General features: G+C 71.9%; 22 protein-coding genes. 7 read left to right on the top strand and 15 right to left on the bottom strand.

Translation table 11 applies throughout. From position 1 onward, the window contains the following. Positions 1 to 2: 2 nt before the first annotated feature. The 3 genes from ACH4PU_RS16385 to ACH4PU_RS16375 all read left to right on the top strand — a co-directional run bounded on the left by ACH4PU_RS16385 (position 3) and on the right by ACH4PU_RS16375 (position 1468). The gene (locus tag ACH4PU_RS16385) at positions 3 to 545 is read left to right on the top strand and encodes a protease inhibitor I42 family protein (RefSeq protein ID WP_398271951.1); all 543 of its coding nucleotides are present in this window, start codon (positions 3 to 5) and stop codon (positions 543 to 545) included. Positions 546 to 592: 47 nt separating this feature from the next. After that, on the top strand, positions 593 to 985 hold the full coding sequence (locus tag ACH4PU_RS16380) for a helix-turn-helix domain-containing protein (protein ID WP_398271949.1): 393 nt from the start codon (positions 593 to 595) through the stop codon (positions 983 to 985). Between the two features lie 72 nt (positions 986 to 1057). After that, positions 1058 to 1468, top strand: coding sequence for a VOC family protein (locus tag ACH4PU_RS16375; protein ID WP_398271946.1), 411 nt, complete (start codon positions 1058 to 1060; stop codon positions 1466 to 1468). Between the two features lie 4 nt (positions 1469 to 1472). Here the strand turns inward: ACH4PU_RS16375 and ACH4PU_RS16370 are convergent, their stop codons facing one another. Next, positions 1473 to 1991, bottom strand: a complete 519-nt coding sequence (locus tag ACH4PU_RS16370) for a cupin domain-containing protein (protein WP_398271944.1) — start codon at positions 1989 to 1991, stop codon at positions 1473 to 1475. A 448-nt stretch (positions 1992 to 2439) separates the two neighbouring features. Further along, entirely contained in the window at positions 2440 to 3147 is a 708-nt protein-coding gene (locus tag ACH4PU_RS16365) for a toxin-antitoxin system YwqK family antitoxin (protein ID WP_398271942.1), read from the bottom strand. On the opposite strand from ACH4PU_RS16365, the gene ACH4PU_RS16360 reads away from it, so the two are divergent. Beyond that, entirely contained in the window at positions 3146 to 3622 is a 477-nt protein-coding gene (locus ACH4PU_RS16360) for a hypothetical protein (protein WP_398271940.1), read from the top strand. The two genes, ACH4PU_RS16365 and ACH4PU_RS16360, sit on opposite strands and share 2 nt — an antisense overlap. Positions 3623 to 3692: 70 nt before the next feature. On the opposite strand, the gene ACH4PU_RS16355 is transcribed toward ACH4PU_RS16360, so the two are convergent. The 5 genes from ACH4PU_RS16355 to ACH4PU_RS16335 form a co-directional block, all read right to left on the bottom strand. Further along, positions 3693 to 3857: a hypothetical protein gene (locus ACH4PU_RS16355; protein ID WP_398271938.1), complete on the bottom strand. Its 165-nt coding sequence runs from the start codon at positions 3855 to 3857 to the stop codon at positions 3693 to 3695. Then, positions 3854 to 4093: a hypothetical protein gene (locus tag ACH4PU_RS16350; RefSeq protein ID WP_398271936.1), complete on the bottom strand. Its 240-nt coding sequence runs from the start codon at positions 4091 to 4093 to the stop codon at positions 3854 to 3856. The genes ACH4PU_RS16355 and ACH4PU_RS16350 overlap by 4 nt, the downstream gene beginning before the upstream one ends. 63 nt (positions 4094 to 4156) lie before the next feature. Next, a complete protein-coding gene (locus ACH4PU_RS16345) occupies positions 4157 to 5005 on the bottom strand; it encodes a helix-turn-helix domain-containing protein (protein WP_398271934.1) in 849 nt (282 codons plus the stop codon). A gap of 24 nt (positions 5006 to 5029) precedes the next feature. Beyond that, positions 5030 to 5554 (bottom strand): DUF6879 family protein, encoded by a 525-nt coding sequence (locus tag ACH4PU_RS16340; RefSeq protein WP_398271932.1) that lies wholly within the window; start codon positions 5552 to 5554, stop codon positions 5030 to 5032. Next, on the bottom strand, positions 5529 to 5768 hold the full coding sequence (locus ACH4PU_RS16335; protein WP_398271929.1) for a hypothetical protein: 240 nt from the start codon (positions 5766 to 5768) through the stop codon (positions 5529 to 5531). Before ACH4PU_RS16335 ends, ACH4PU_RS16340 begins: the two co-directional genes overlap by 26 nt. Before the next feature lie 289 nt (positions 5769 to 6057). On the opposite strand from ACH4PU_RS16335, the gene ACH4PU_RS16330 reads away from it, so the two are divergent. Next, entirely contained in the window at positions 6058 to 7068 is a 1011-nt protein-coding gene (locus ACH4PU_RS16330; RefSeq protein WP_398271927.1) for a hypothetical protein, read from the top strand. 199 nt (positions 7069 to 7267) lie between these two features. Here the strand turns inward: ACH4PU_RS16330 and ACH4PU_RS16325 are convergent, their stop codons facing one another. The 6 genes from ACH4PU_RS16325 to ACH4PU_RS16300 form a co-directional block, all read right to left on the bottom strand. After that, entirely contained in the window at positions 7268 to 8257 is a 990-nt protein-coding gene (locus ACH4PU_RS16325) for a malate dehydrogenase (protein ID WP_185941384.1), read from the bottom strand. 143 nt (positions 8258 to 8400) lie between these two features. Next, on the bottom strand, positions 8401 to 9822 hold the full coding sequence (locus ACH4PU_RS16320; protein ID WP_398271924.1) for a DUF2690 domain-containing protein: 1422 nt from the start codon (positions 9820 to 9822) through the stop codon (positions 8401 to 8403). Between the two features lie 393 nt (positions 9823 to 10215). After that, positions 10216 to 11160: a helix-turn-helix domain-containing protein gene (locus tag ACH4PU_RS16315; RefSeq protein WP_398271922.1), complete on the bottom strand. Its 945-nt coding sequence runs from the start codon at positions 11158 to 11160 to the stop codon at positions 10216 to 10218. After that, positions 11157 to 11963, bottom strand: a complete 807-nt coding sequence (locus ACH4PU_RS16310) for a helix-turn-helix domain-containing protein (RefSeq protein ID WP_398271919.1) — start codon at positions 11961 to 11963, stop codon at positions 11157 to 11159. The genes ACH4PU_RS16315 and ACH4PU_RS16310 overlap by 4 nt, the downstream gene beginning before the upstream one ends. Positions 11964 to 12428: 465 nt before the next feature. Then, positions 12429 to 12854: a DUF3017 domain-containing protein gene (locus tag ACH4PU_RS16305; RefSeq protein ID WP_398271917.1), complete on the bottom strand. Its 426-nt coding sequence runs from the start codon at positions 12852 to 12854 to the stop codon at positions 12429 to 12431. Next, positions 12844 to 13737, bottom strand: a complete 894-nt coding sequence (locus tag ACH4PU_RS16300) for a bifunctional methylenetetrahydrofolate dehydrogenase/methenyltetrahydrofolate cyclohydrolase (RefSeq protein ID WP_398271914.1) — start codon at positions 13735 to 13737, stop codon at positions 12844 to 12846. The genes ACH4PU_RS16305 and ACH4PU_RS16300 overlap by 11 nt, the downstream gene beginning before the upstream one ends. Positions 13738 to 14050: 313 nt before the next feature. Here ACH4PU_RS16300 and ACH4PU_RS16295 point away from each other — a divergent pair, with 313 nt between their 5' ends. Next, the gene (locus tag ACH4PU_RS16295; RefSeq protein ID WP_398271912.1) at positions 14051 to 14641 is read left to right on the top strand and encodes a hypothetical protein; all 591 of its coding nucleotides are present in this window, start codon (positions 14051 to 14053) and stop codon (positions 14639 to 14641) included. A gap of 124 nt (positions 14642 to 14765) precedes the next feature. Here ACH4PU_RS16295 and purH read toward each other — a convergent pair whose 3' ends face one another. Both purH and purN read right to left on the bottom strand, forming a co-directional pair. After that, on the bottom strand, positions 14766 to 16328 hold the full coding sequence (gene purH, locus ACH4PU_RS16290; RefSeq protein WP_398271910.1) for a bifunctional phosphoribosylaminoimidazolecarboxamide formyltransferase/IMP cyclohydrolase: 1563 nt from the start codon (positions 16326 to 16328) through the stop codon (positions 14766 to 14768). Next, complete coding sequence (gene purN, locus ACH4PU_RS16285; RefSeq protein ID WP_398271908.1) at positions 16325 to 16996, bottom strand: phosphoribosylglycinamide formyltransferase; 672 nt, start codon at positions 16994 to 16996, stop codon at positions 16325 to 16327. Before purN ends, purH begins: the two co-directional genes overlap by 4 nt. Before the next feature lie 639 nt (positions 16997 to 17635). On the opposite strand from purN, the gene ACH4PU_RS16280 reads away from it, so the two are divergent. Continuing rightward, entirely contained in the window at positions 17636 to 18436 is an 801-nt protein-coding gene (locus ACH4PU_RS16280; RefSeq protein ID WP_398271906.1) for a hypothetical protein, read from the top strand. The last annotated feature ends 22 nt before the right edge of the window (positions 18437 to 18458 follow it).

The raw sequence follows: 18458 nt of genomic DNA, 5'->3' as shown, positions 1-18458 counted from the left end.
GCGTGAACAGAACGAAGAGACCCTCCGGACGCGCCGCTCTCCTGCCCCTGGAAGCGGCCCTGCTGACCCTCGCCCTGACCGCCTGCGGGGACACCGGCAAGGGCACGGGGGGCCACGACGTCGGAGGCGGGGACCACGACCGGCAGCGTCCCGCCGGGCTCGGCACGGTCCACGAGGACCGGATGCCGCCGTACGACCCGGCGCGGCCGAACCCGCGCGACCGCACCGAGGGCACGCTCACCGTCCGGCACGGGGAACGCTTCACGATCGCGATGCGCGAGAGCGCGTCCGCGCGCCTGAACTGGAGCCTCGCCGCCCCGGGCCCCGACCGCGCCATCGCGCGCCCCGCCGGCACCAGCAGCCACCAGACGGAGCGGGAGAAGGAGCTGATCGGTTCCAGCCACGCCCTGTACTTCACCTTCGAGGCCGTCGGTACCGGCACCACACGCATCGTCCTCACCAACCGCTGCGGCTCCGACCGCACGGCCGGCTGCTACTCCCCGGAGCTCGCCCGTTCGGTCACGTACCCCGTGACCGTGCGCTGAGCCGGGGCCGGGCTCCCGGCCGTCGGGCGACGTGGTGGGATACCCCTGTGAGCCGCGCCACCGAAGAGACCAACCGCCGGATGCTCCGCGCCCGGGACGCGATGGACCGCGCCTACGCGCAGCCGCTGGACGTCCCGGCGCTGGCCCGGATCGCCCATGTCTCGGAGGCCCACTTCATCCGCGTCTTCCGGGCCACGTTCGGCGAGACGCCCCACCGCTACCTGCAGCGCCGCCGCGTCGAACGCGCCATGTCCCTGCTGCGCGACACCGACCGCAGCGTGACCGACATCTGCTTCGAGGTCGGCTTCGGCAGCCCGGGCACCTTCAGCCGCACCTTCCGCGACATCGTCGGCCGCTCCCCGCGCGCCTACCGCAAGGAAGCGTCGGCCGCGAGGGTACCGACGTGCTTCGCGATGGCCTGGACACGCCCGAGCGCCTGAGCTCACGGGAACCCTGGGAACCGAGCAGTTTCGGATAAGTTTCCGCCCCGCCCGCTCACTAACGTAAGGCGCATGTTCACCGCCATCACGCACTCGCAGATATTCGTCCTCGACCAGGACGAGGCCCTCGACTTCTACGTCGGCAAGCTCGGCCTGGAGGTCGGCGCCGACATCGACATGGGCTTCATGCGCTGGCTCACCGTCCGCGTCCCCGGCCACCCCGACCGCGAGATCCTGCTGGAGAAGCCGGGCGCCCCGGCCATGTCCGAGGAGACCGCCGCCCAGGTCCGCGACCTGGTCACCAAGGGCGCGATGGCCGGCTGGCTCATCCTCACGACGGACGACTGCCGCAAGACGTACGAGACCCTGCTGGCTCAGGGCGTCGAGTTCACCGAGGAACCGACCGAGCGCCCGTACGGCACGGACTGCGGCCTCCGCGACCCCTTCGGCAACCGCATCCGCTTCACCCAGCTGAAGGGCTGAGGCGTCACGCGCCGAGCGCGGCGTTCCAGACCGGGCTGTCCACGTAGTGGTTGTCGAACCGCTCCGAGGACTCCCTGATCTCTTCCGGACCGGCCTCGCCGCGCATGACCCGCCCCAGCAGCCGCAGGTAGTCGAAGCGCGCCATCCCGGGTGTGAAGGCGAACAGGACGTCGGCCGTGCGGCCCGGGGCGGCGGCGAACGCGTGCGGGGTGTTCGGCGGGACGAGGAGGAAGTCCCCGCTGTTCAGCACCTTGATCTCCTCGTCCACCAGCACGCGGAGCGAGCCGTCGACGACGAAGAACATCTCGGCGGCACGCGTGTGGAAGTGCGCCGGCGCCCCGACCGCCCCCTCGGCGAAGGTCGAGCGGTAGCTGGTCAGCAGACCGCCGGTGGTGTCGGAGTCCGCCAGCAGCGTCATCACGCTGCTCGGGTCACTCGCGGTCTCGGCCTCGGCGGCCCGGGTGAGGACGGCGGCGAAGTCGGCGCTGGTGCTGGTTCTGGTGCTGGTGCTGGTGCTGCCCATGGTGGCGTTCCCCCTGATCAGGCGGCGCGTCCACGCCGCTCGTCGATCAGACTAGGGGCAGACCGGCCCAAGAGAGTGGTCCACTTCCGCCAGGGAAACATGGGCCACTTCCCAGGGTCTGGCCCAGGTGGTGGGGCGTGGTCGCGGAGCGTCAGGCCGGAAGGACTCGGAGACGGCCGACTGGCCCGCGCTCCGCCCCGCCGGATGGGCAGCAGACGCGTTTCCCGCCGCACCGGCGGCAGTCGCCGCGCCCATGGGGTGCGCTTGGGCACCACGCCGCGTCCACCGCGGCCGTGGCGGACGCCCGTCTGCCGGACTTGGCGTCCAGGTGCGGGCGGCGCCGTCGGTTGACGCGGGAGCGGCCGACTGCCACAGAGGTGCACCGGCCGGCCCCTCCCGGTGGGGGCGAGCGCTTCGGTGATCCTGTTTCGGGATCAGGCCCGCCGCGTCACAGATCCATGCTCACCTCGCCCAAGGCATTCCAGCGCTTTCTCGTCATCTCCCGGCCGTTCTCGTCGAAAACGACCAACTCCGACAGCCGGCCGTTGGCGTGCCAGTACCGCCACTCACCTACCGCGGCCCCCATGATGGTCACGCCGTCGGCCCGCTTGGTCCCGTCCGGCCACCACTCCTGCTGCCGCCCGTGCTCGATGCCCAAGTAGTAGGTGCCGAGCAGCAAGGTGCGCCCGTCGTCCGCGAGTTCCTCGACTTCGCCGGTGAAGAGTTCCCCTTCGTAGCAGGTGCGCCCGTACTCGTCCAAGGAGGTCTGATCGCCTTTGACGCGCACCGCCCGCTCGGAGGCCGGCGTCGCCCCGAGCGGCTTCACCGGCGGCTCGGCACCACCGCGGGCCTCGGTGTCCGTGGGCCCTGACTCAGGCTCGGCGACGGGCTGCCGGCGGGGTCCGATCTTGCGCGCGAGCTCTGCGCGCCAACGCGCGGCGTTGCTGCCGTCCAGTTGTCCGGCGAAGGCGGCACGGGCGGCGTCGACGAGTTCGGGAGGGGCCCCCGGACCATACTTGGCGATCTCCCACAGCGCGTCATCCGTTTCCATGTCGAGGCCGGTGTGGTTCCGCAGACCCTGGCCGCTCAGCACCTCTTTCAGCACGGTGGCGAAAACCCTCGCCAACTGGTCGTCGGTCGGCCGATCTCGGCGCATGGATCCATCCCTCCCCGGAGCGAACGGACCGCCCCATCCCCGTACGACGCCCGGCACGATCCGGCGGGTTCCCGCCGCCGGGCACCCGCAGCGCGGCGGACACACCCAGCTCGCCGCATGGAAGCAGCGCGAACTACTCCCGGACGGCCCACCCCCACCGCGGCCGCCCACGGTCCGCGAGGCCACCGACTGGCTCACTCGCCATCCCGACGGCCCCACGGCGGACGATGCCGTCCGGCGCAACGCCCTCCTGGCCCACTGTCCCGAACTGAGCTCCACCGCCCGTCTGGTCACCACATTCGCCGAGATACTCACCCTCCTCGACGGGCTCCTCCTGCCCCAGCGGATCGCCGAGGCCAAAGCCGCGGGCCTGTCCGGGGTCAGCACCTTCGCGAACGGCCTGAGCAGCGGCTACGGCGCCGTTCACGCCGGACTGACCACGCAGGTGAACGCCGGCCACGCCGACGTGACCTGAGGCCGCGTGACCACGTCACGCAACCGGGCCAGACCCACTTCCCACCCGGCGCCCCCGACGATCTGCCGCCTCACGCCCAACACAGCTGGCACCTGCACACCACCCACTCCCCCCGCAGCCTGCCGAGCTCCTGGATCGGCACCTGCTTCGTCCGCGCCTTGTCGGGTGTGACGCCGGGCTCGCGCTTGTAGACGGTGACCAGGCGGGTGCCGTCGTCCGCGAGGACGCTCCTCATGTCTGGTTCCTTCCGTCGACGGGGCCTACGTCGCCGAGCACACGATCGATGTGTTCCCGGAACGGGGCCGCTTCGGACGGACGGAGGCGCAGCGTGGTGTCCGTGATGTGCTCACCATCCCTGCACAGCCACAAGGGGACGCAGACGGTTCCGTCTACGTCCAGGTACGGGCGGCGGAAGGGAGTGAGTTCCACGCGCCAGGCGTGATTCCCGGTTGATCGGTCGGTCAGCTCCATGCGAGGGACCGTAGATGCGCCGTGGCTACGACAGCCACTTCCTTGCACGTATTTGCAGCCCGCTTACCCGAGGGCGGTAATGGCCCCGCCGACCAGGCACCGCGCCTCGGACCCGTGGACAGCCATGGCCGACAGCCGCCCGAACGCCTTGCGGTACGCGGCGATTTCACTCGGCTCAGTGATCTTTACTTCGGCAGTGAGCAGCTCGACTTGGGCCTCGCAATCATCGAAGATCATGAACGTCTCCAGGCCCCACATGTGCCGATGAGCGGTCCGAGGCACGATTCCCAGGGAAACCGATGGCAACGCCATGACCGCCAGGAGGTGGCCAAGCTGTCCGGCCATCACTTCGGGCCCGCCATGGGAGCGGTACAAGACGTCCTCTTCAATGAGCAACGCAAAGCGGTGGTTCCCTCGGCGAATGACCTGGGAGCGCTCCACCCGGGCGGCAGCGGCTTCCGGCGCGTCGTTCGGGGTGCCTTGGAATTCGCTGATCGTTGACAGCAGCGCCATGGCGTACCCCTCCGTCTGCACGAGGCCGGGAATCACGTTGGAGCAGTACACGCGAAACTCACGCGTCCGCTCGTACAGCGGGATGACCGATTCCTGATGACGGCGAATGCCAGTGCGGTGGAGCCGTTTCCACTGCGCGTACATGGTGTCGGCTGCGCGGTTCGCGGCAATCAAGTCGAGAGCTTGATCTTCCGCCTGACACGCAGTGCACCACTTACGGATATCCGCGTCCGAAGGGGGAGTTCTGGCGTTTTCGATCCGTGATGTCTTCGACTCGCTCCACCCACACCGGCGAGCCAGTTCACGCCCATTGAGCTCCGCGTCCAGCCGGATGTCCCTGAGCCTGGCCGCGAGGGAGTCACGTGCCCGCTGGACGGTACTGGGCCTGCGCTCTGACATGAACTGGCTGTCCGGTTATCGGGGCTAGCTGACCTTGTAGTCCTCGTGCGGCACAGCGCGCCGCCACACTTCCTCGAAGGCGGCAGCGCACAGGCGAGTCACGCGCGGGTCCTCGCTGAACTGGGGCTCCGCCGGCACGCCGTCCCCCGTGAAGACATTGAACCGGACCGCTCGGCCATCGATCAACCAGAAGTCGTTGCCCGGCAGTGCGATGTCGGATGCCTCCGACCGTGCCAGCCAACGGACTTGCTCGCCTGCGTCCACGACTACGGACGTCCCCGCGTGCTCATAGCGGATGTAATCGGTGACAGGCACCGAGACGATCCGCGCACGGCGCATCTGCACGCCACGTCCGGTGGTGCGCCTGACAAGGGCCACCCAATCGCGCCAGTGGGCCGACTCGGGGTCGTCAACCCGCTCACCCCGGCGCCAGGCGGCGAATGATGCCTGTTCTCCATCTACCGTGTAGACGTCGCGCATCTCGAGGTGAAGAGCCGAACTCCGCGCCGAATCCAGTAGTTCGTCAAAGCTCGGGACGTTCCGCGGCATCGCATGCCTCCCTCATCATCGACACCATACTGGCCGGGATCCGGACCACCGCTTCCGTCGCGGGGATCGCCCCCGTCTTCAAGCAGTCCCGGGTGGTCTGTTCATCGGCCTTCCTGCCCTGGATGACGAGATCGCGAGTGTCCGGGTCCACCCAGATCGTGGGGCAGTTACCGCCTCCGCTTTCAGGGTCGACGCCCACCAAGTGCAACGCCATGACAGCCTCCCTTGCGAGTGGTTGCTCTGCTTTGCATGACCTTGCCCGCGCGGGCGCACCCGGGTCAACGGCTCGCGTAGGCCGGAGGGGGCGCACAGCGTAACTCACACGCCTCCGACACTCGCCAAGCAACCACTCGAATGTCAGCCAGTCATAACTGGACGCTTGGCTCCCCTAGTTGCCTATACGCTCGGGCGCAATCCAAACCCACAAACGGAGCGGCCCCCGCATGTCTGGCAGGACATCGCGAGGGCCTACACCGCCGAGGTCTAAAGAGGAGACCCACGGGATGATGCGCCATGTTAGCGCGCCTCAGCGTCGCTTCACCCAGGTATCGAACGACATCATTCACCACGCGGATCTTTCTTCGGACGCCGTACGCCTTCTCGTCTGGTTGCTGTCGCTCGCCGACACCTCCGGCGTCTCCTTCTCCGACGTCGCGCGGCGGGCCGGGATCAAAAACGGGGCGTTCCAGCGGGCCAAGGCGCAGTTGAAGGAGGCCGGTTACGCGCATGAGTGGCGGCGGCAGGGGGCCGACGGGCGGTGGGTGACCACGCAGTTGGTGGCTTCGGTGCCGTTGAGTGCCGAGGAGGCGCGGGCCGTGCGGGACGGGGAAGGGGTGCTCGGCTCGCCGAGTGCCGGGGAACCGGCCGTCGGTGAGCCGGGGCGTCGGGTGGTCGGTGGTCACCCTAGGGACAAGACGGTGAGCAACACGTCCCTTCCGCCCGCCCCTCCGCAGCCGGAGCCTGAGCCGGAGGCGGAACCGGAAGCGGAAGCGGAGGAGCTGCCGCCGCCTCCCCCACCCGGGCCGCGCCCGACTCCCCCGGCATGTCTGCCCGGGCAACTCGTCGAGCACGGCGCCCTGATCCTCGCCTCCGTCTCCCACCGCGAACCACGGCTGCGGCTGACCGGCCGGGAGGTCAAGGAGCTCGCACCGCTGGCGGCGGACTGGCTGCTGCGCGGGGTGAAGGCGCCTCAACTGCGGGAGGAGTTGAGCGTCGGACTGCCGGAGCGGATCCATCACGCCGCGGCCCTCGTCCGCAACCGGCTGCTGCGCAAGCTGCCGGAAGCTCCGCCGATTCCCGCTCCGCCCCCGCCCCCCGAGCCGGCACAGCCGAAGGCCCTGAACATGCGCGAATGCCGGGGCGATCACACGCAAGTGTTCCTCTTCCGGCCCGTGGACGACGAACCGTGGTGCCGCGACTGCCGGATGGAGCGGGCGCGGGCCGCGGCGGACGCCGCGCGGGGGGCCGCCGTCCGGGGTGCCGCCGCCGCACGTGCCGCCCTGCGTGGCACGTGACCGGAGCGCCCGCTCAGGCGGGGCCGCCGTCGAAAGGCGGACGGCTGTCGGCACCCGTCCGCTCAGCCGCGTCGATGAGGCGCGAACCCCCTTCACGCAGACGGGCGGCCCCGCCCCGGCGACGTGAAGTCGCCGGCGGCAGGGCCGCCCGTCCGATCGGAACCGCCCGATCAGAACCGCCCGATCAGAACCCGTCCGGTCAGAGGAGACCGAGCTCGCGCACCGCGGTCCGCTCCTCCTCGAGCTCCTTGACGGAGGCGTCGATGCGGGCGCGGGAGAAGTCGTTGATCTCCAGGCCCTGGACGATCTCGTACTTGCCGTCCTTGCAGGTGACCGGGAAGGACGAGATGAGGCCCTCGGGGACGCCGTAGGAGCCGTCCGAGGGGATGCCCATGGAGGTCCAGTCGCCCGCGGCGGTGCCGTTGACCCAGGTGTGGACGTGGTCGATGGCGGCGTTGGCGGCGGAGGCGGCCGAGGAGGCGCCGCGGGCCTCGATGATGGCGGCGCCGCGCTTGGCGACGGTCGGGATGAAGGTGTCGGCCAGCCACGCCTCGTCGTTGACGACCTCGGCGGCGTTCTTGCCCGCGACCTCGGCGTGGAAGATGTCCGGGTACTGGGTGGCGGAGTGGTTGCCCCAGATCGTCAGCTTCTTGATGTCGGAGACGGCGGTGCCGGTCTTCTTCGCGAGCTGCGAGATGGCGCGGTTGTGGTCCAGGCGGGTCATCGCGGTGAAGCGCTCGGCCGGCACGTCCGGCGCGGCGGCCTGGGCGATGAGGGCGTTGGTGTTGGCCGGGTTGCCGACGACCAGGACCTTGATGTCGTCCGCGGCGTGGTCGTTGATGGCCTTGCCCTGCGGCTTGAAGATGCCGCCGTTGGCCTCCAGGAGGTCACCGCGCTCCATGCCCTTGGTACGGGGGCGGGCGCCGACGAGCAGCGCGACGTTGGCGCCGTCGAAGGCCACGTTCGGGTCGTCGGTGATCTCGATGCCGCGCAGCAGCGGGAACGCGCAGTCGTCGAGCTCCATGGCGGTGCCCTCGGCGGCCTTGAGACCCTGCGGGATCTCCAGAAGTCGCAGCTTGACCGGCACGTCGGCGCCGAGGAGGTGACCGGAGGCGATGCGGAAGAGCAGCGCGTAGCCGATCTGACCGGCCGCGCCGGTGACGGTGACATTGACGGGAGTGCGGGTCATGGCGATCTCCTGCTGCGAAACTGGCGGTGGGTGTCCCTGCCCCTGTTGTGCGGACCTCTCTTGGTATCAAGAGATCCGGCGCCAGGCTATCCGACCGCGCACGCCCGGAACCCCCGAACCGGTGTGGGACGCCTCACCTGGGCCTATGGCACCTCCCGTGACGCTTCGGAAGCCTCTTCCGCCCCGGCGGCACCAGACGCCCCGGCGGCCCCCTTCGGACCGTCAGTCCCGGCCGTCCTGCTCGTCCCACCCGTCCCCGGCTTCGTGGGGAGCGTGCAGCCCTGGCGTCCGGAGCTGAGCACCACGCAGGCCCTGGCCTCGCCCGGAGCCGCGACCGCGACCATGGTGCTGTGGCCGTCCGTGCCGCGCTCTATCCGGCCCTCGCCGGTATGGGAGGCCGCGCTGACCCGCAGGGTGTCGCCGGGACCGCCCTGTGTCATCCGGGCCCACGCCGCCTTGCAGGTCTCGCTGTAGCGCACCTCCACGTAGGTGCTGCCGACGGTCGCCGACCCCGCCGTCGTCGCCCGCCGGCCGCCGCACCCCATGCTCTCGGGGTCCTTGCCCGTGCACGCACCGCCCGCGCACCTGACGCCCGCCGGGAGACCGGCCGGACTGCCGGCGTCCCGCGCGGCGGCCGGCGGCGGGGCCTTCCGGGCGCCGCCGGCCGGCCCGTACCCCAGCAGCAGGACGGCCGCGACGACCATGAACAGCGCGCCGACCGCCCCCACCGCGAACAGCAGCGCCGCGCGGCGCTTCGGGCGGGGGTGGGAGCGGGGGTACGGACGGGGGTACGGGCGCCGGCCGGCCGAAGGCCGCTTCGCCGCACCTGCGGGCGGGCCGACGGGCGGGCCCGCGGAGGCGTCGGTGGACGGATCGGTGGACGGGGTGACGGAGGGAGCGGCGGACGAGTCCGCCGACAGATCCGCCAGGGGGATCGCCTGCGCACGGGCGTCCACGCCGGCCGCCCTCGCGGACGGGAGGCCGGTACGGGGCTGGGGGCCGTCCCGGCCCTCCGCTTCGCCTCGCCCGTCCCGTTGGCCCTGCTGCGACTCCGTCAGCTCCGGCGCCACTTCCGGCGCCACTTCGGGTGTCACCTCGGGTGTCGCCCCTGGCGCCACCTCGGGTGTCGCCCCGGATGTCACATGCTCACCATCGCCCGCATCCGGCTCCGCCGCCTTCCCCCTGCGGAGGGTCCAGCCCCGCTTCCCCGTGGCGGCCGGCGGCGCGTACTCGGCCAGCGCGGCGCGCGCCGCCTCGACCCGGAGCCCCTCCATCGTCACGTCGTGCCGCAGCTCGGACCGGCTCCAGGCGCGTTCGGCCAGCTCCCAGATGGTCAGCAGGTGTCCGACGTCCGTGCCCGTCGCCTCCGCGAGCGCCTCGGTGGCACCACGTGGCGGCAGCAAGCGGCCGTTGAGGTAGCGCTCCCAGGAGGTCTTGCTGTACCCGGTGCGGTCCGCGACCGCGCCGACGCTCATCCCGTTGCGCTCGACGATGCGGCGCAACTGTTCCACGAATTCGCGCACCTGCGGGTCGAGTTCGTCCGACAGCGCTCTCCAACGAGGCATGGCCCTCCCCCTAGTCACCCTGCGTACCGCGGTGCTACCCAGGGGATGCCGCGACACAGCCTCCCGGTTCCTCGTCGGCGGGCGCATAGGGGCGTTCCGGGTTGATCAACGCACCAGGGCGCACGCCCCCTCGCCCGCCGTGCACCCGAAACACCCTTGGGGAAACGAACCCTTCCGGTACGGCACGGCGCCATTCCGGTACAGAACGGTGACCTCGTAGCGCAATGATCTGTTCCGCGTCACAAGACCCGGCCCCGCCTTGAACCGGAATGCCGCCGTCTGGATGCTCGGGGAGGACGTCCGGCCGGTCCTCCCACGGGGGTGGAGGACCGGCTGGGTCCGCCCGCCCCCCACCCGCCTCACCCGCGCCCCCGCTCCCCCGCGTCCCGCACGTCACCGGCCCGGCGCGGCGAAGCACTCGGCGGCCCCTTCGGCGGGACGCAGGCAGACCCGGGCCCGGCGCGGATCGTCGGTCGCCGTCATCGCGGTCGACAGATAGACCTCCGTGTCGCGGCGGCTGGCGGCCCTGACCTCCTTGGCGTCGGCGCCGGGCAGCGTCAGCTCCACCCGGTCGCCCAGCCGCAGGCCGGTGGCCTTGGCCCAGACGGCGCCGCACTTCTCCGCGTACCGGATCTCGATCCGGTCCCCGCCCGCCGACCGCCGGGAGGCCAGGGTGACGGGCAGCCCCTGCGCGCCGCACCCCATCGCCTGCGCGTCGGCCCCTTCGCAGTCCTTGCCGTGGCAGCCGGGCTCGAAGGACTGGGCATAAGAAGGAGGGGACGGTACTGACATTCCGGACGGCGCGGACTGCGCGTAGGACGAACCCGCCGCGCCGGGGCCGGGGGCCGTCCCGGTCGCCGCGTCCTCGTCCGACAGCAGCACCAGGGCCAGCAGGACGGCCGCCGCCAGCGCCACCGCTCCGACGACGAGGTACCACCCGGGGACGCGCCGGCCCGCCCGCCGCCCGGTGTCCGGGACCGCCGCCGTAGGCACGGGAGCCGCGGGCGCGTCGACGGGTCCGGGCGGCGGTACCGGCGCGCCCCCCGCTCCCCCGCCGGTGTCCCCGGGAGCGGACGCGGCCCGTCCGGTCCACCGCTGCTCCGCCAGCTCCCACAGGGCGAGCGGCCGGGCGGGCGGCTCGCCCGCCAGCGCGCACAGCGCCTCGACGGCCTCGCGCGGCGGCAGCTTCTTCCCGTTGAGGTACCGCTCCCAGGACGACTTGCTGAACGCCGTCCGCCCGCCGAGCGCGGCCAGGCTCAGGCCGGTGCGTTCCCTCAACTCCCGCAGCACGGCGGCCAGCCGGGCGCACTCCGCGGGCAGCGGGCGCCCGCCGCTCACCGGCGCAGTTCCTTCCAGGTGTCGGGGCCCACGATCCCGTCGACGACCAGGCCCTTCGCCTTCTGGAACCGCTCCGCCGCCGCCTTGCTCCGCTCGCCGAAGGAGCCGTCGGTCAAACCGGGGTCGTATCCGTGGTACTTGAGCAGGCACTGGGCCTCCAGCACCTCCCAGCCGGTGCTCTTGAGGTCCATGAGCACCGTGCGGGTCGGGCTGTACCCGGCCCCGAGTTCCCCGCCCCAGCGCTCGACGTGGCACGGGCGGGAACGTCCCTGCACGAAGACGAAGGGGGATGGGGAGGCCGTGGCCGACGGCCCGTCGGCCTTCGCGCGGGCGTCGTCGTCCTTCCAGGGGCGGGCGGCCAGCAGCCCGGCCGCCAGCGCGACGACGAGCACGGCCACCGCCGCGACGTACAGCCACAGGCGCCGCCTGGCCTCCTGGAACTCCCCTGCGCCCGGCGGCGTGACAGGTGTAGGAGACGTGGGAGACGTGCCGGATGCGACAGGGGTGGTGGATGTGGCGGGCATTGCGGACGTGGCGGAGGGCCATGCCTCCTCCGCTATCTCGTGCAGCACCAGTAGGCGTGCGGCATCCGTCCCGCACACCCGGGCCAGCTCCTCCACGGCGCCGCGCGGCGGCAGTTGCCGCCCGTTGAGGTAGCGCTCCCAGGAGGACCGGCTGTACGACGTCTTGGCCGCCAGCGCGGCGAGGCTGAGTCCGCTGCGGTCCTTGAGCCTGCGGAGTTGTACGACGAACTGGCTCACCCGTTGGTCGAGCGACGCCGGCAGTTCCTTCCAACGCGGCATGTTCCACCCCACACCGTCACATGGTCCCCCGAGGCACGAGCCTCCTGTGTCGCACATGATGGCGACGCCGGGCCGCGTTTTCCCGCGCCGTCGGCCGTCGCGCAGGTTTCCGGCCAGGGGCGGTGGCGTCGGGGCGTCCCACAGCGTCTTCAGGAGCGCGGGCATCACCGCAGGTGAGAACGTGGGATGTCCCACGACGGCCCATCTGCCGCGGAACGCTTGGCGGGTGGGGATGTGGCGCATCACAGTCAGGTGCGGCGAGCCGGTCGGCGCGGTCCACCCCGCGCCGGCCGGCCGTCTCCCGGCCGGACCGTCCTCTCACGGGGGAGAGGACGGTCCGCTTACGGGGGAGAGGGCGGTCCGCCGCCCGCACCGTACGGACCGCCCGCACCAACCGGACCGCCCGCACCCTCCCGACCGCCAGACCGTCCCGACCGTCCCGACCGCTCAGACCACTCGGATCGCTCAGACCGTGAAGTGCAGAATGTCGTCCAGGAAAGGGATCTTCAGCCACGCGTGCGGCTGCGCGAGCATCGCCAGGAGCAGGATCGCCAGCCCCAGCCCGCCGTACGTGAACATGTCCGTGAACCGCGACCGCACGGCCAGCATGCCGACCGAGGGCAGCGCCCAGCGCAGCACCGCGCCGCCGATCATGGCGATGCCGATCAGCATCGTCCCGATCCGGAAGCCGTCCAGGGCGACGATCAGCAACCCCAGCCCCGTCAGCCCCAGCACCACCAGCAGCGGCCACTGCCGCGCCGGGGCGGGCGCACCCCCGGGGGCGGCGCGCCCGCCGCCCTCCGGCCGCGCGGTGTCGCGGGTGAACTGGGGGAAGCGGCGCGACACCCGGGACCGCCCGGAGCCCGCCGCCTTGCCCTTCTCAGCCGGCATCGACGCTTCCCTCGGCCTCGTCGCCGGAGACACCCGCGGCGAGCTCCGCCGCCTCGACGACGTTGACGAGCAGCATGGCGCGGGTCATCGGCCCGACGCCGCCCGGGTTGGGGGAGATCCAGCCGGCGACCTCGGCGACTCCGGGGTCCACATCGCCCATGATCTTGCCCTCGCCGTCCCGGCTGACGCCGACGTCGAGCACCGCGGCGCCCGGCTTGACGTCCTCCGGCTTGATCAGGTGCCCGACACCGGCCGCCGCGACGATGATGTCCGCCTGCCGCAGGTGGGACGAGAGGTCACGGGTGCCGGTGTGGCAGAGGGTGACCGTGGCGTTCTCGGAGCGGCGGGTGAGCAGCAGGCCGATCGACCGGCCCACGGTGATGCCGCGCCCGACGACGACCACGTGCGCGCCGTTGATCTCCACGCCGTGGCGGCGCAGCAGCTCGATGATCCCGTTCGGGGTGCAGGGCAGCGGCGCGGTCTCGTTGAGCACCAGGCGGCCCAAGCTCATCGGGTGCAGGCCGTCGGCGTCCTTGGCCGGGTCCATCAGCTCCAGCACCCGGTTGGTGTCGATGCCCTTGGGGAGCGGGAGTTGGACGATGTAGCCGGTGCAGTCGGGGTTCTCGTTGAGCTCCCGTACGACCGCCTCGATCTCCTCCTGCGTCGCGGTCGCCGGCAGCTCGCGCTGGATGGACCCGATGCCGACCTGGGCGCAGTCGCGGTGCTTGCCCGCCACGTACCACTTGCTGCCCGGGTCGTCGCCGACCAGCAGCGTGCCCAGGCCTGGGGTGACGCCCTTGGCCTTGAGGGCTTCCACGCGCGTGGAGAGTTCGGACTTGATCGCGGCCGCGGTGGCCTTGCCATCGAGAATCTGAGCGGTCATGGCTCCATACTCCTGGATCCGGCGGCGGCCCTTCCAATCAGGAGGGCACGCCGCCCTGTGTTCACTGGTACACCGTTGTCGCCACTGGTGCGCCGTGGTGGGTCACTGGTGCACCGTGGTCGGTTCACGTTCACGTGGAGATCACGGTCGCGCGGCGCTTGAACAACGCAGAGGGTATCCGCTGGACAAATGTCAAGAGCCCTACCACGATGAATCGCCAGTGCCGCGGGCGGTGACGGGGGGAGCGCCGCTCAGCCAGTCCTCCGGAAGTCCGCGTCCGTCCCCGCACGACCAACGGAGGAATTCCCCGACCATGAGCTTCGGTCAGCAGAACAACCCGTACGGCCCGCCCCAGCAGGCCGGCTACGCCTACCCGCAGCAGGCCCCGTACCCGGGGCAGCCGTACGCGCCGTTCCCGCAGCAGGGCGGGTACAACGGAATGCCTCCGGTGCCGGCGGAGATGCCCGGCATCACCAAGGCCGCGCGGATCTTCATGTGGGTCATCGCGGCCGTGCACGTGACCGTGGCCAGCCTCATGATCGCGGCCTACGTGGCGATCAAGGACGAGTCGGGGAAGCACACCGGCGAGACGTACACCACGCGTAACGGCGACACCATCGACACCGAGACCGCCTTCGGCCTCGCCCGGGGCTTCGTGGCCTTCCTCGCCATCCTGGCCGCGGTCTTCGCGATCATCGGCATCATCCTCGCCATCCGTTACGGCAAGGGCCGCAACGGCGTCCGCGTCGGCTCCATCGTCTACGCGTCGTTCGCCATCATCAGCGGCCTGTTCACCGCCCCCGCCTACGGCCTGGGCCTGCTGACGCTGGTCATGGCGATCCTGACCATCGTCTTCTGCGCCAAGCGCGCGTCCGCCGAATGGTTTCAGCGTCCGCGTTACTGAGCACCGTGCCGCGTCATCGAGCGCCGCGCACCGTCCGGCCCGGAGGCCGCACCCTCACCGAGGGTGCGGCCTCCGACCGTTCTCCGTCCGGCCGTTCTCCGTCCGGTGGTCGGTGGAAGACCGGTCAGTGGAAGAAGTGCCGCGTACCCGTGAAGTACATCGTCACCCCGGCCGCCTTCGCCGCCTCCACCACCTCCGCGTCGCGGACCGAACCGCCGGGCTGGACCACGGCCTTGACGCCCGCGTCGGCCAGCACCTGGAAACCGTCGGGGAAGGGGAAGAAGGCGTCCGAGGCCGCGTACGAGCCGCGGGCCCGCTCCTCCCCCGCCCGCTGGACGGCCAGCTTCGCGGAGTCGACGCGGTTGACCTGGCCCATGCCGACGCCGACGGTGGCGCCGTCCTTGGCGAGCAGGATCGCGTTGGACTTCACGGCGCGGCACGCCTTCCACGCGAACGCCAGATCCGCCAGCTCGTCGGCGGACAGCGCCTCGCCCGCGGCGAGCGTCCACCGGTCCGGGGCGTCGCCCTCGGCCTGGAGCCGGTCCTTGGCCTGGAGGAGCACGCCGCCCTCGATCGACCGCGACTCGCCGCCGGCCGCGGGGGCGTCGGCGCAGCGCAGCACGCGGATGTTCTTCTTGCGCGCCAGGGCCTCGACCGCGCCGTCCTCATAGGCCGGGGCGACGATGACCTCGGTGAAGATCTCGGCGACCTGCTCCGCCATCGCCACCGACACCGGGCGGTTGACGGCGATCACACCGCCGAAGGCCGACAGCGAGTCGCAGGCGTGCGCCTTGCGGTGCGCCTCGGCGACGTCCGTACCGACCGCGATGCCGCAGGGGTTGGCGTGCTTGATGATCGCGACGCAGGGCTCGTCGTGGTCGTACGCGGCGCGGCGAGCCGCCTCGGTGTCGACGAAGTTGTTGTACGACATCTCCTTGCCGTGCAACTGCTCGGCGTGGGCGAGGCCCCGGCCCGTGCCGTCGGTGTAGAGGGCGGCGGGCTGGTGCGGGTTCTCGCCGTAGCGCAGGGCCTGCTGACGGGCGTAGGTGACGCCGATGAAGTCCGGCCAGGGGCCCTCGTCCGCGGCGTAGTCGGCGGCGAACCAGTTGGCCACCGCCACGTCGTAGGCGGCCGTGTGCTGGAACGCCTCGGCGGCCAGCCGCTTGCGCGCGGTCAGGTCGAAACCGCCGTCGGAAACGGCCTTCAGGACCTCACCGTACCGGGCGGGGCTGACGACCACGGCGACCGACGGGTGGTTCTTGGCGGCGGCGCGCACCATGGAGGGGCCGCCGATGTCGATCTGCTCCACGCACTCGTCCGGGGTCGCGCCGGAGGCGACGGTCTCACGGAACGGGTAGAGGTTGACGACCACCAGCTCGAAGGGGCGCACGCCCAGTTCGTCGAGCTGCGCGCGGTGGGCGTCGAGGCGCTGGTCGGCCAGGATGCCGGCGTGGACGCGCGGGTGCAGCGTCTTGACCCGGCCGTCCAGGCACTCGGGGAAGCCCGTCAGCTCTTCGACGGGGGTGACCGGCACCCCGGCGGCGGCGATCCGGCCGGCCGTCGAACCGGTCGAGACGAGCTCGACGCCGGCCTCGTGCAGCCCGCGGGCGAGCTCCTCGAGACCCGTCTTGTCGTAGACGCTGATCAGCGCCCGGCGGATGGGCCGCTTCGTACCTTCGGCGGTCACGAGATCCGTACCTTTCGTCCCTCAATGCGGTAGCCGTGCCGGGCCAGACGCCCCACGACCTCGACGAGCAGCTGTCGCTCGACTTCCTTGATCCGCTCGTGCAGAGCGGCTTCGTCGTCCTCCTCCCGGACCTCGACCACGCCCTGGGCGATGATCGGTCCGGTGTCGACGCCGTCGTCGACGAAGTGGACGGTGCACCCGGTGACCTTCACCCCGTACGCGAGCGCGTCGCGCACGCCGTGGGCGCCGGGAAAGCTGGGCAGCAGGGCGGGGTGCGTGTTGACCGTCCGCCCGCCGAAGCGCGCGAGGAACTCCTTCCCCAGGATCTTCATGAAGCCCGCCGAGACCACCAGGTCCGGGGCGTACGCGGCGGTCGCCTCGGCCAGGGCGCGGTCCCAGCCGGCGCGGGAGGCGTGGTCCCGGACGCGTTCGACGAAGACCGGGATCCCGGCGCGTTCGGCGCGTTCGAGGCCCGCTACGCCGTCCCGGTCGGCGCCGACGGCCACGATCCGGGCGCCGTAACCGTCGGGGTCGGCGGCGATCGCGTCCAGCAGCGCCTGGAGGTTCGTACCGGAACCGGAGACGAGGACGACGAGACGGGCCGGCCGGGCCGGTTCGTCGGGACGGTCGGAGGGGGCGGGGTGAGCCTGGGGGGCCGGGGACGCCACGGCGGGCCCTTTCTCGCGCGCGGTGCGGTTTGTATGGTCGTACGAGACAGAGGGGTCCCCGAATACGGGGGACCCTACGAAGCCGCCGACCGCCAGCAACGATACCGGCACACCCGACGGCCCCCGCGGGACGGGGGCGCGCGTGGAAGGTAGCGTCTGTGGACGGCGTCCGCCGGCCGCCCGTCGGGCGTCCGCCAGGCGTCCGGTGGGGCCGACGCGGCACGGGACCGGCTCCGGGAAACCGGGCTCCCGGCCGTACGCTCGAAGTGCAGGACGCGAACACACGCGACACAGCAGGACGCGGGACCGCGGGACGCTGCCCAGCAGGAATGCTGATCAGCGGAGCGCGGGGCCGCGGAGCGCGACCAGCAGGACGCGACACAGACGACACCAGGGGAAGACACACTCCACATGCCGGACCGACGCCGCCCCGCGGTTCACCGCCCCCTTCCGCTGTCCGCCGCGTCCGCCGGGACGCGGACGCGGCCGTTCGCCGTGGAGGCGGCGTCGAGCGATCACGTGGCTTCGGTGACCTCGACGGTCTCCACGCCTTCCGCCTCCGGACTCGGGTCCGGTTCCGTTTTCGCTTCCGTTATTGCTTCCGTTTTCGGTTCCGGTCGCGGCTTCGCGTCGGCCGCAGTGGCCCCCTTCGGCCCCCAGCCGGGTGCGGTGGCCCTCCGCGAGCGGCGGTCGCCGGAGCGGCAGGGCCGGGAGGGCTCGGAGCGGGACGGGGACGGCCGGGGCGAGGACGACGGTCGCGGCGGACAAGGTGCCGACGGGGCCGACAACCCCTTCGCCGCACCGCCTGCGGGCCGGCCGGACCAGCCGTGGCGGCCGCGCGAGCCGCGGCACGGCGGCGGATCCGACGGTTCGTCCGGTTCCGACGGCCGGGACGGGTCCGGGCAGCCGCCCGCGTGGGGCAGCCAGTGGAGCAGCCGGCAGCCGGGCCGCCACAGCGGTGGGTTCGGCGGCCCGCAGGGCGGCGGCCAGGACCCCGCCAACGGCGGCACCGGCGGCGGCCCGCGCTGGGACCCCACCGACCCGGCCCAGCGTCGCGCCCGCTACGCCCTCCTCGCCGGGCTCTGGGGCTTCTTCTTCGCGCTCTTCAGCCTCCCCGAGATCGCCCTGCTGCTGGGGGCGCTCTCGGTCTACTGGGCGGTCAGCTCGCTGCGCGCCAAGAGCGGCCGGCGGAACGGCGACGGCCCGGCCCCGGCGCCCGCGCCGCAGCCCGGCGGCTTCCGGCCGCAGACGACGGCGGCCGTGAGCGGACTGGTGATGGGCGGGCTGGCGCTGGTCATCGTGGTCTCCACGTTCTCGTTCCAGCTGATCTACCGGGACTACTACACCTGTGTGGACGACGCGCTGACGCAGACGTCCCGCCAGTCCTGCGAGAACCACCTGCCGAAGCCGCTGCGGCCGCTGCTGAGCGTGGACGACTGACGGAGGTACGGGAGGGGCGTGC

The organism is Streptomyces sp. NPDC021100 (assembly GCF_044333095.1).
Lineage (GTDB): Bacteria > Actinomycetota > Actinomycetes > Streptomycetales > Streptomycetaceae > Streptomyces.
The sequence above is the reverse complement of the archived record's forward strand: the minus strand, read 5'-3'. Positions and strand labels throughout refer to the sequence as shown.

Coding starts and splice junctions, on each gene's coding strand:
- ACH4PU_RS16375 (WP_398271946.1), top strand. CDS start 1,058: ATGTTCACCGCCATCACGCACTCGCAGATATTCGTCCTCGACCAGGAC.
- ACH4PU_RS16370 (WP_398271944.1), bottom strand. CDS start 1,991: ATGGGCAGCACCAGCACCAGCACCAGAACCAGCACCAGCGCCGACTTC.
- ACH4PU_RS16360 (WP_398271940.1), top strand. CDS start 3,146: ATGGATCCATCCCTCCCCGGAGCGAACGGACCGCCCCATCCCCGTACG.
- ACH4PU_RS16365 (WP_398271942.1), bottom strand. CDS start 3,147: ATGCGCCGAGATCGGCCGACCGACGACCAGTTGGCGAGGGTTTTCGCC.
- ACH4PU_RS16355 (WP_398271938.1), bottom strand. CDS start 3,857: ATGAGGAGCGTCCTCGCGGACGACGGCACCCGCCTGGTCACCGTCTAC.
- ACH4PU_RS16350 (WP_398271936.1), bottom strand. CDS start 4,093: ATGGAGCTGACCGACCGATCAACCGGGAATCACGCCTGGCGCGTGGAA.
- ACH4PU_RS16345 (WP_398271934.1), bottom strand. CDS start 5,005: ATGTCAGAGCGCAGGCCCAGTACCGTCCAGCGGGCACGTGACTCCCTC.
- ACH4PU_RS16340 (WP_398271932.1), bottom strand. CDS start 5,554: ATGCCGCGGAACGTCCCGAGCTTTGACGAACTACTGGATTCGGCGCGG.
- ACH4PU_RS16335 (WP_398271929.1), bottom strand. CDS start 5,768: ATGGCGTTGCACTTGGTGGGCGTCGACCCTGAAAGCGGAGGCGGTAAC.
- ACH4PU_RS16330 (WP_398271927.1), top strand. CDS start 6,058: ATGATGCGCCATGTTAGCGCGCCTCAGCGTCGCTTCACCCAGGTATCG.
- ACH4PU_RS16325 (WP_185941384.1), bottom strand. CDS start 8,257: ATGACCCGCACTCCCGTCAATGTCACCGTCACCGGCGCGGCCGGTCAG.
- ACH4PU_RS16320 (WP_398271924.1), bottom strand. CDS start 9,822: ATGCCTCGTTGGAGAGCGCTGTCGGACGAACTCGACCCGCAGGTGCGC.
- ACH4PU_RS16310 (WP_398271919.1), bottom strand. CDS start 11,963: ATGCCGCGTTGGAAGGAACTGCCGGCGTCGCTCGACCAACGGGTGAGC.
- ACH4PU_RS16305 (WP_398271917.1), bottom strand. CDS start 12,854: ATGCCGGCTGAGAAGGGCAAGGCGGCGGGCTCCGGGCGGTCCCGGGTG.
- ACH4PU_RS16300 (WP_398271914.1), bottom strand. CDS start 13,737: ATGACCGCTCAGATTCTCGATGGCAAGGCCACCGCGGCCGCGATCAAG.
- ACH4PU_RS16295 (WP_398271912.1), top strand. CDS start 14,051: ATGAGCTTCGGTCAGCAGAACAACCCGTACGGCCCGCCCCAGCAGGCC.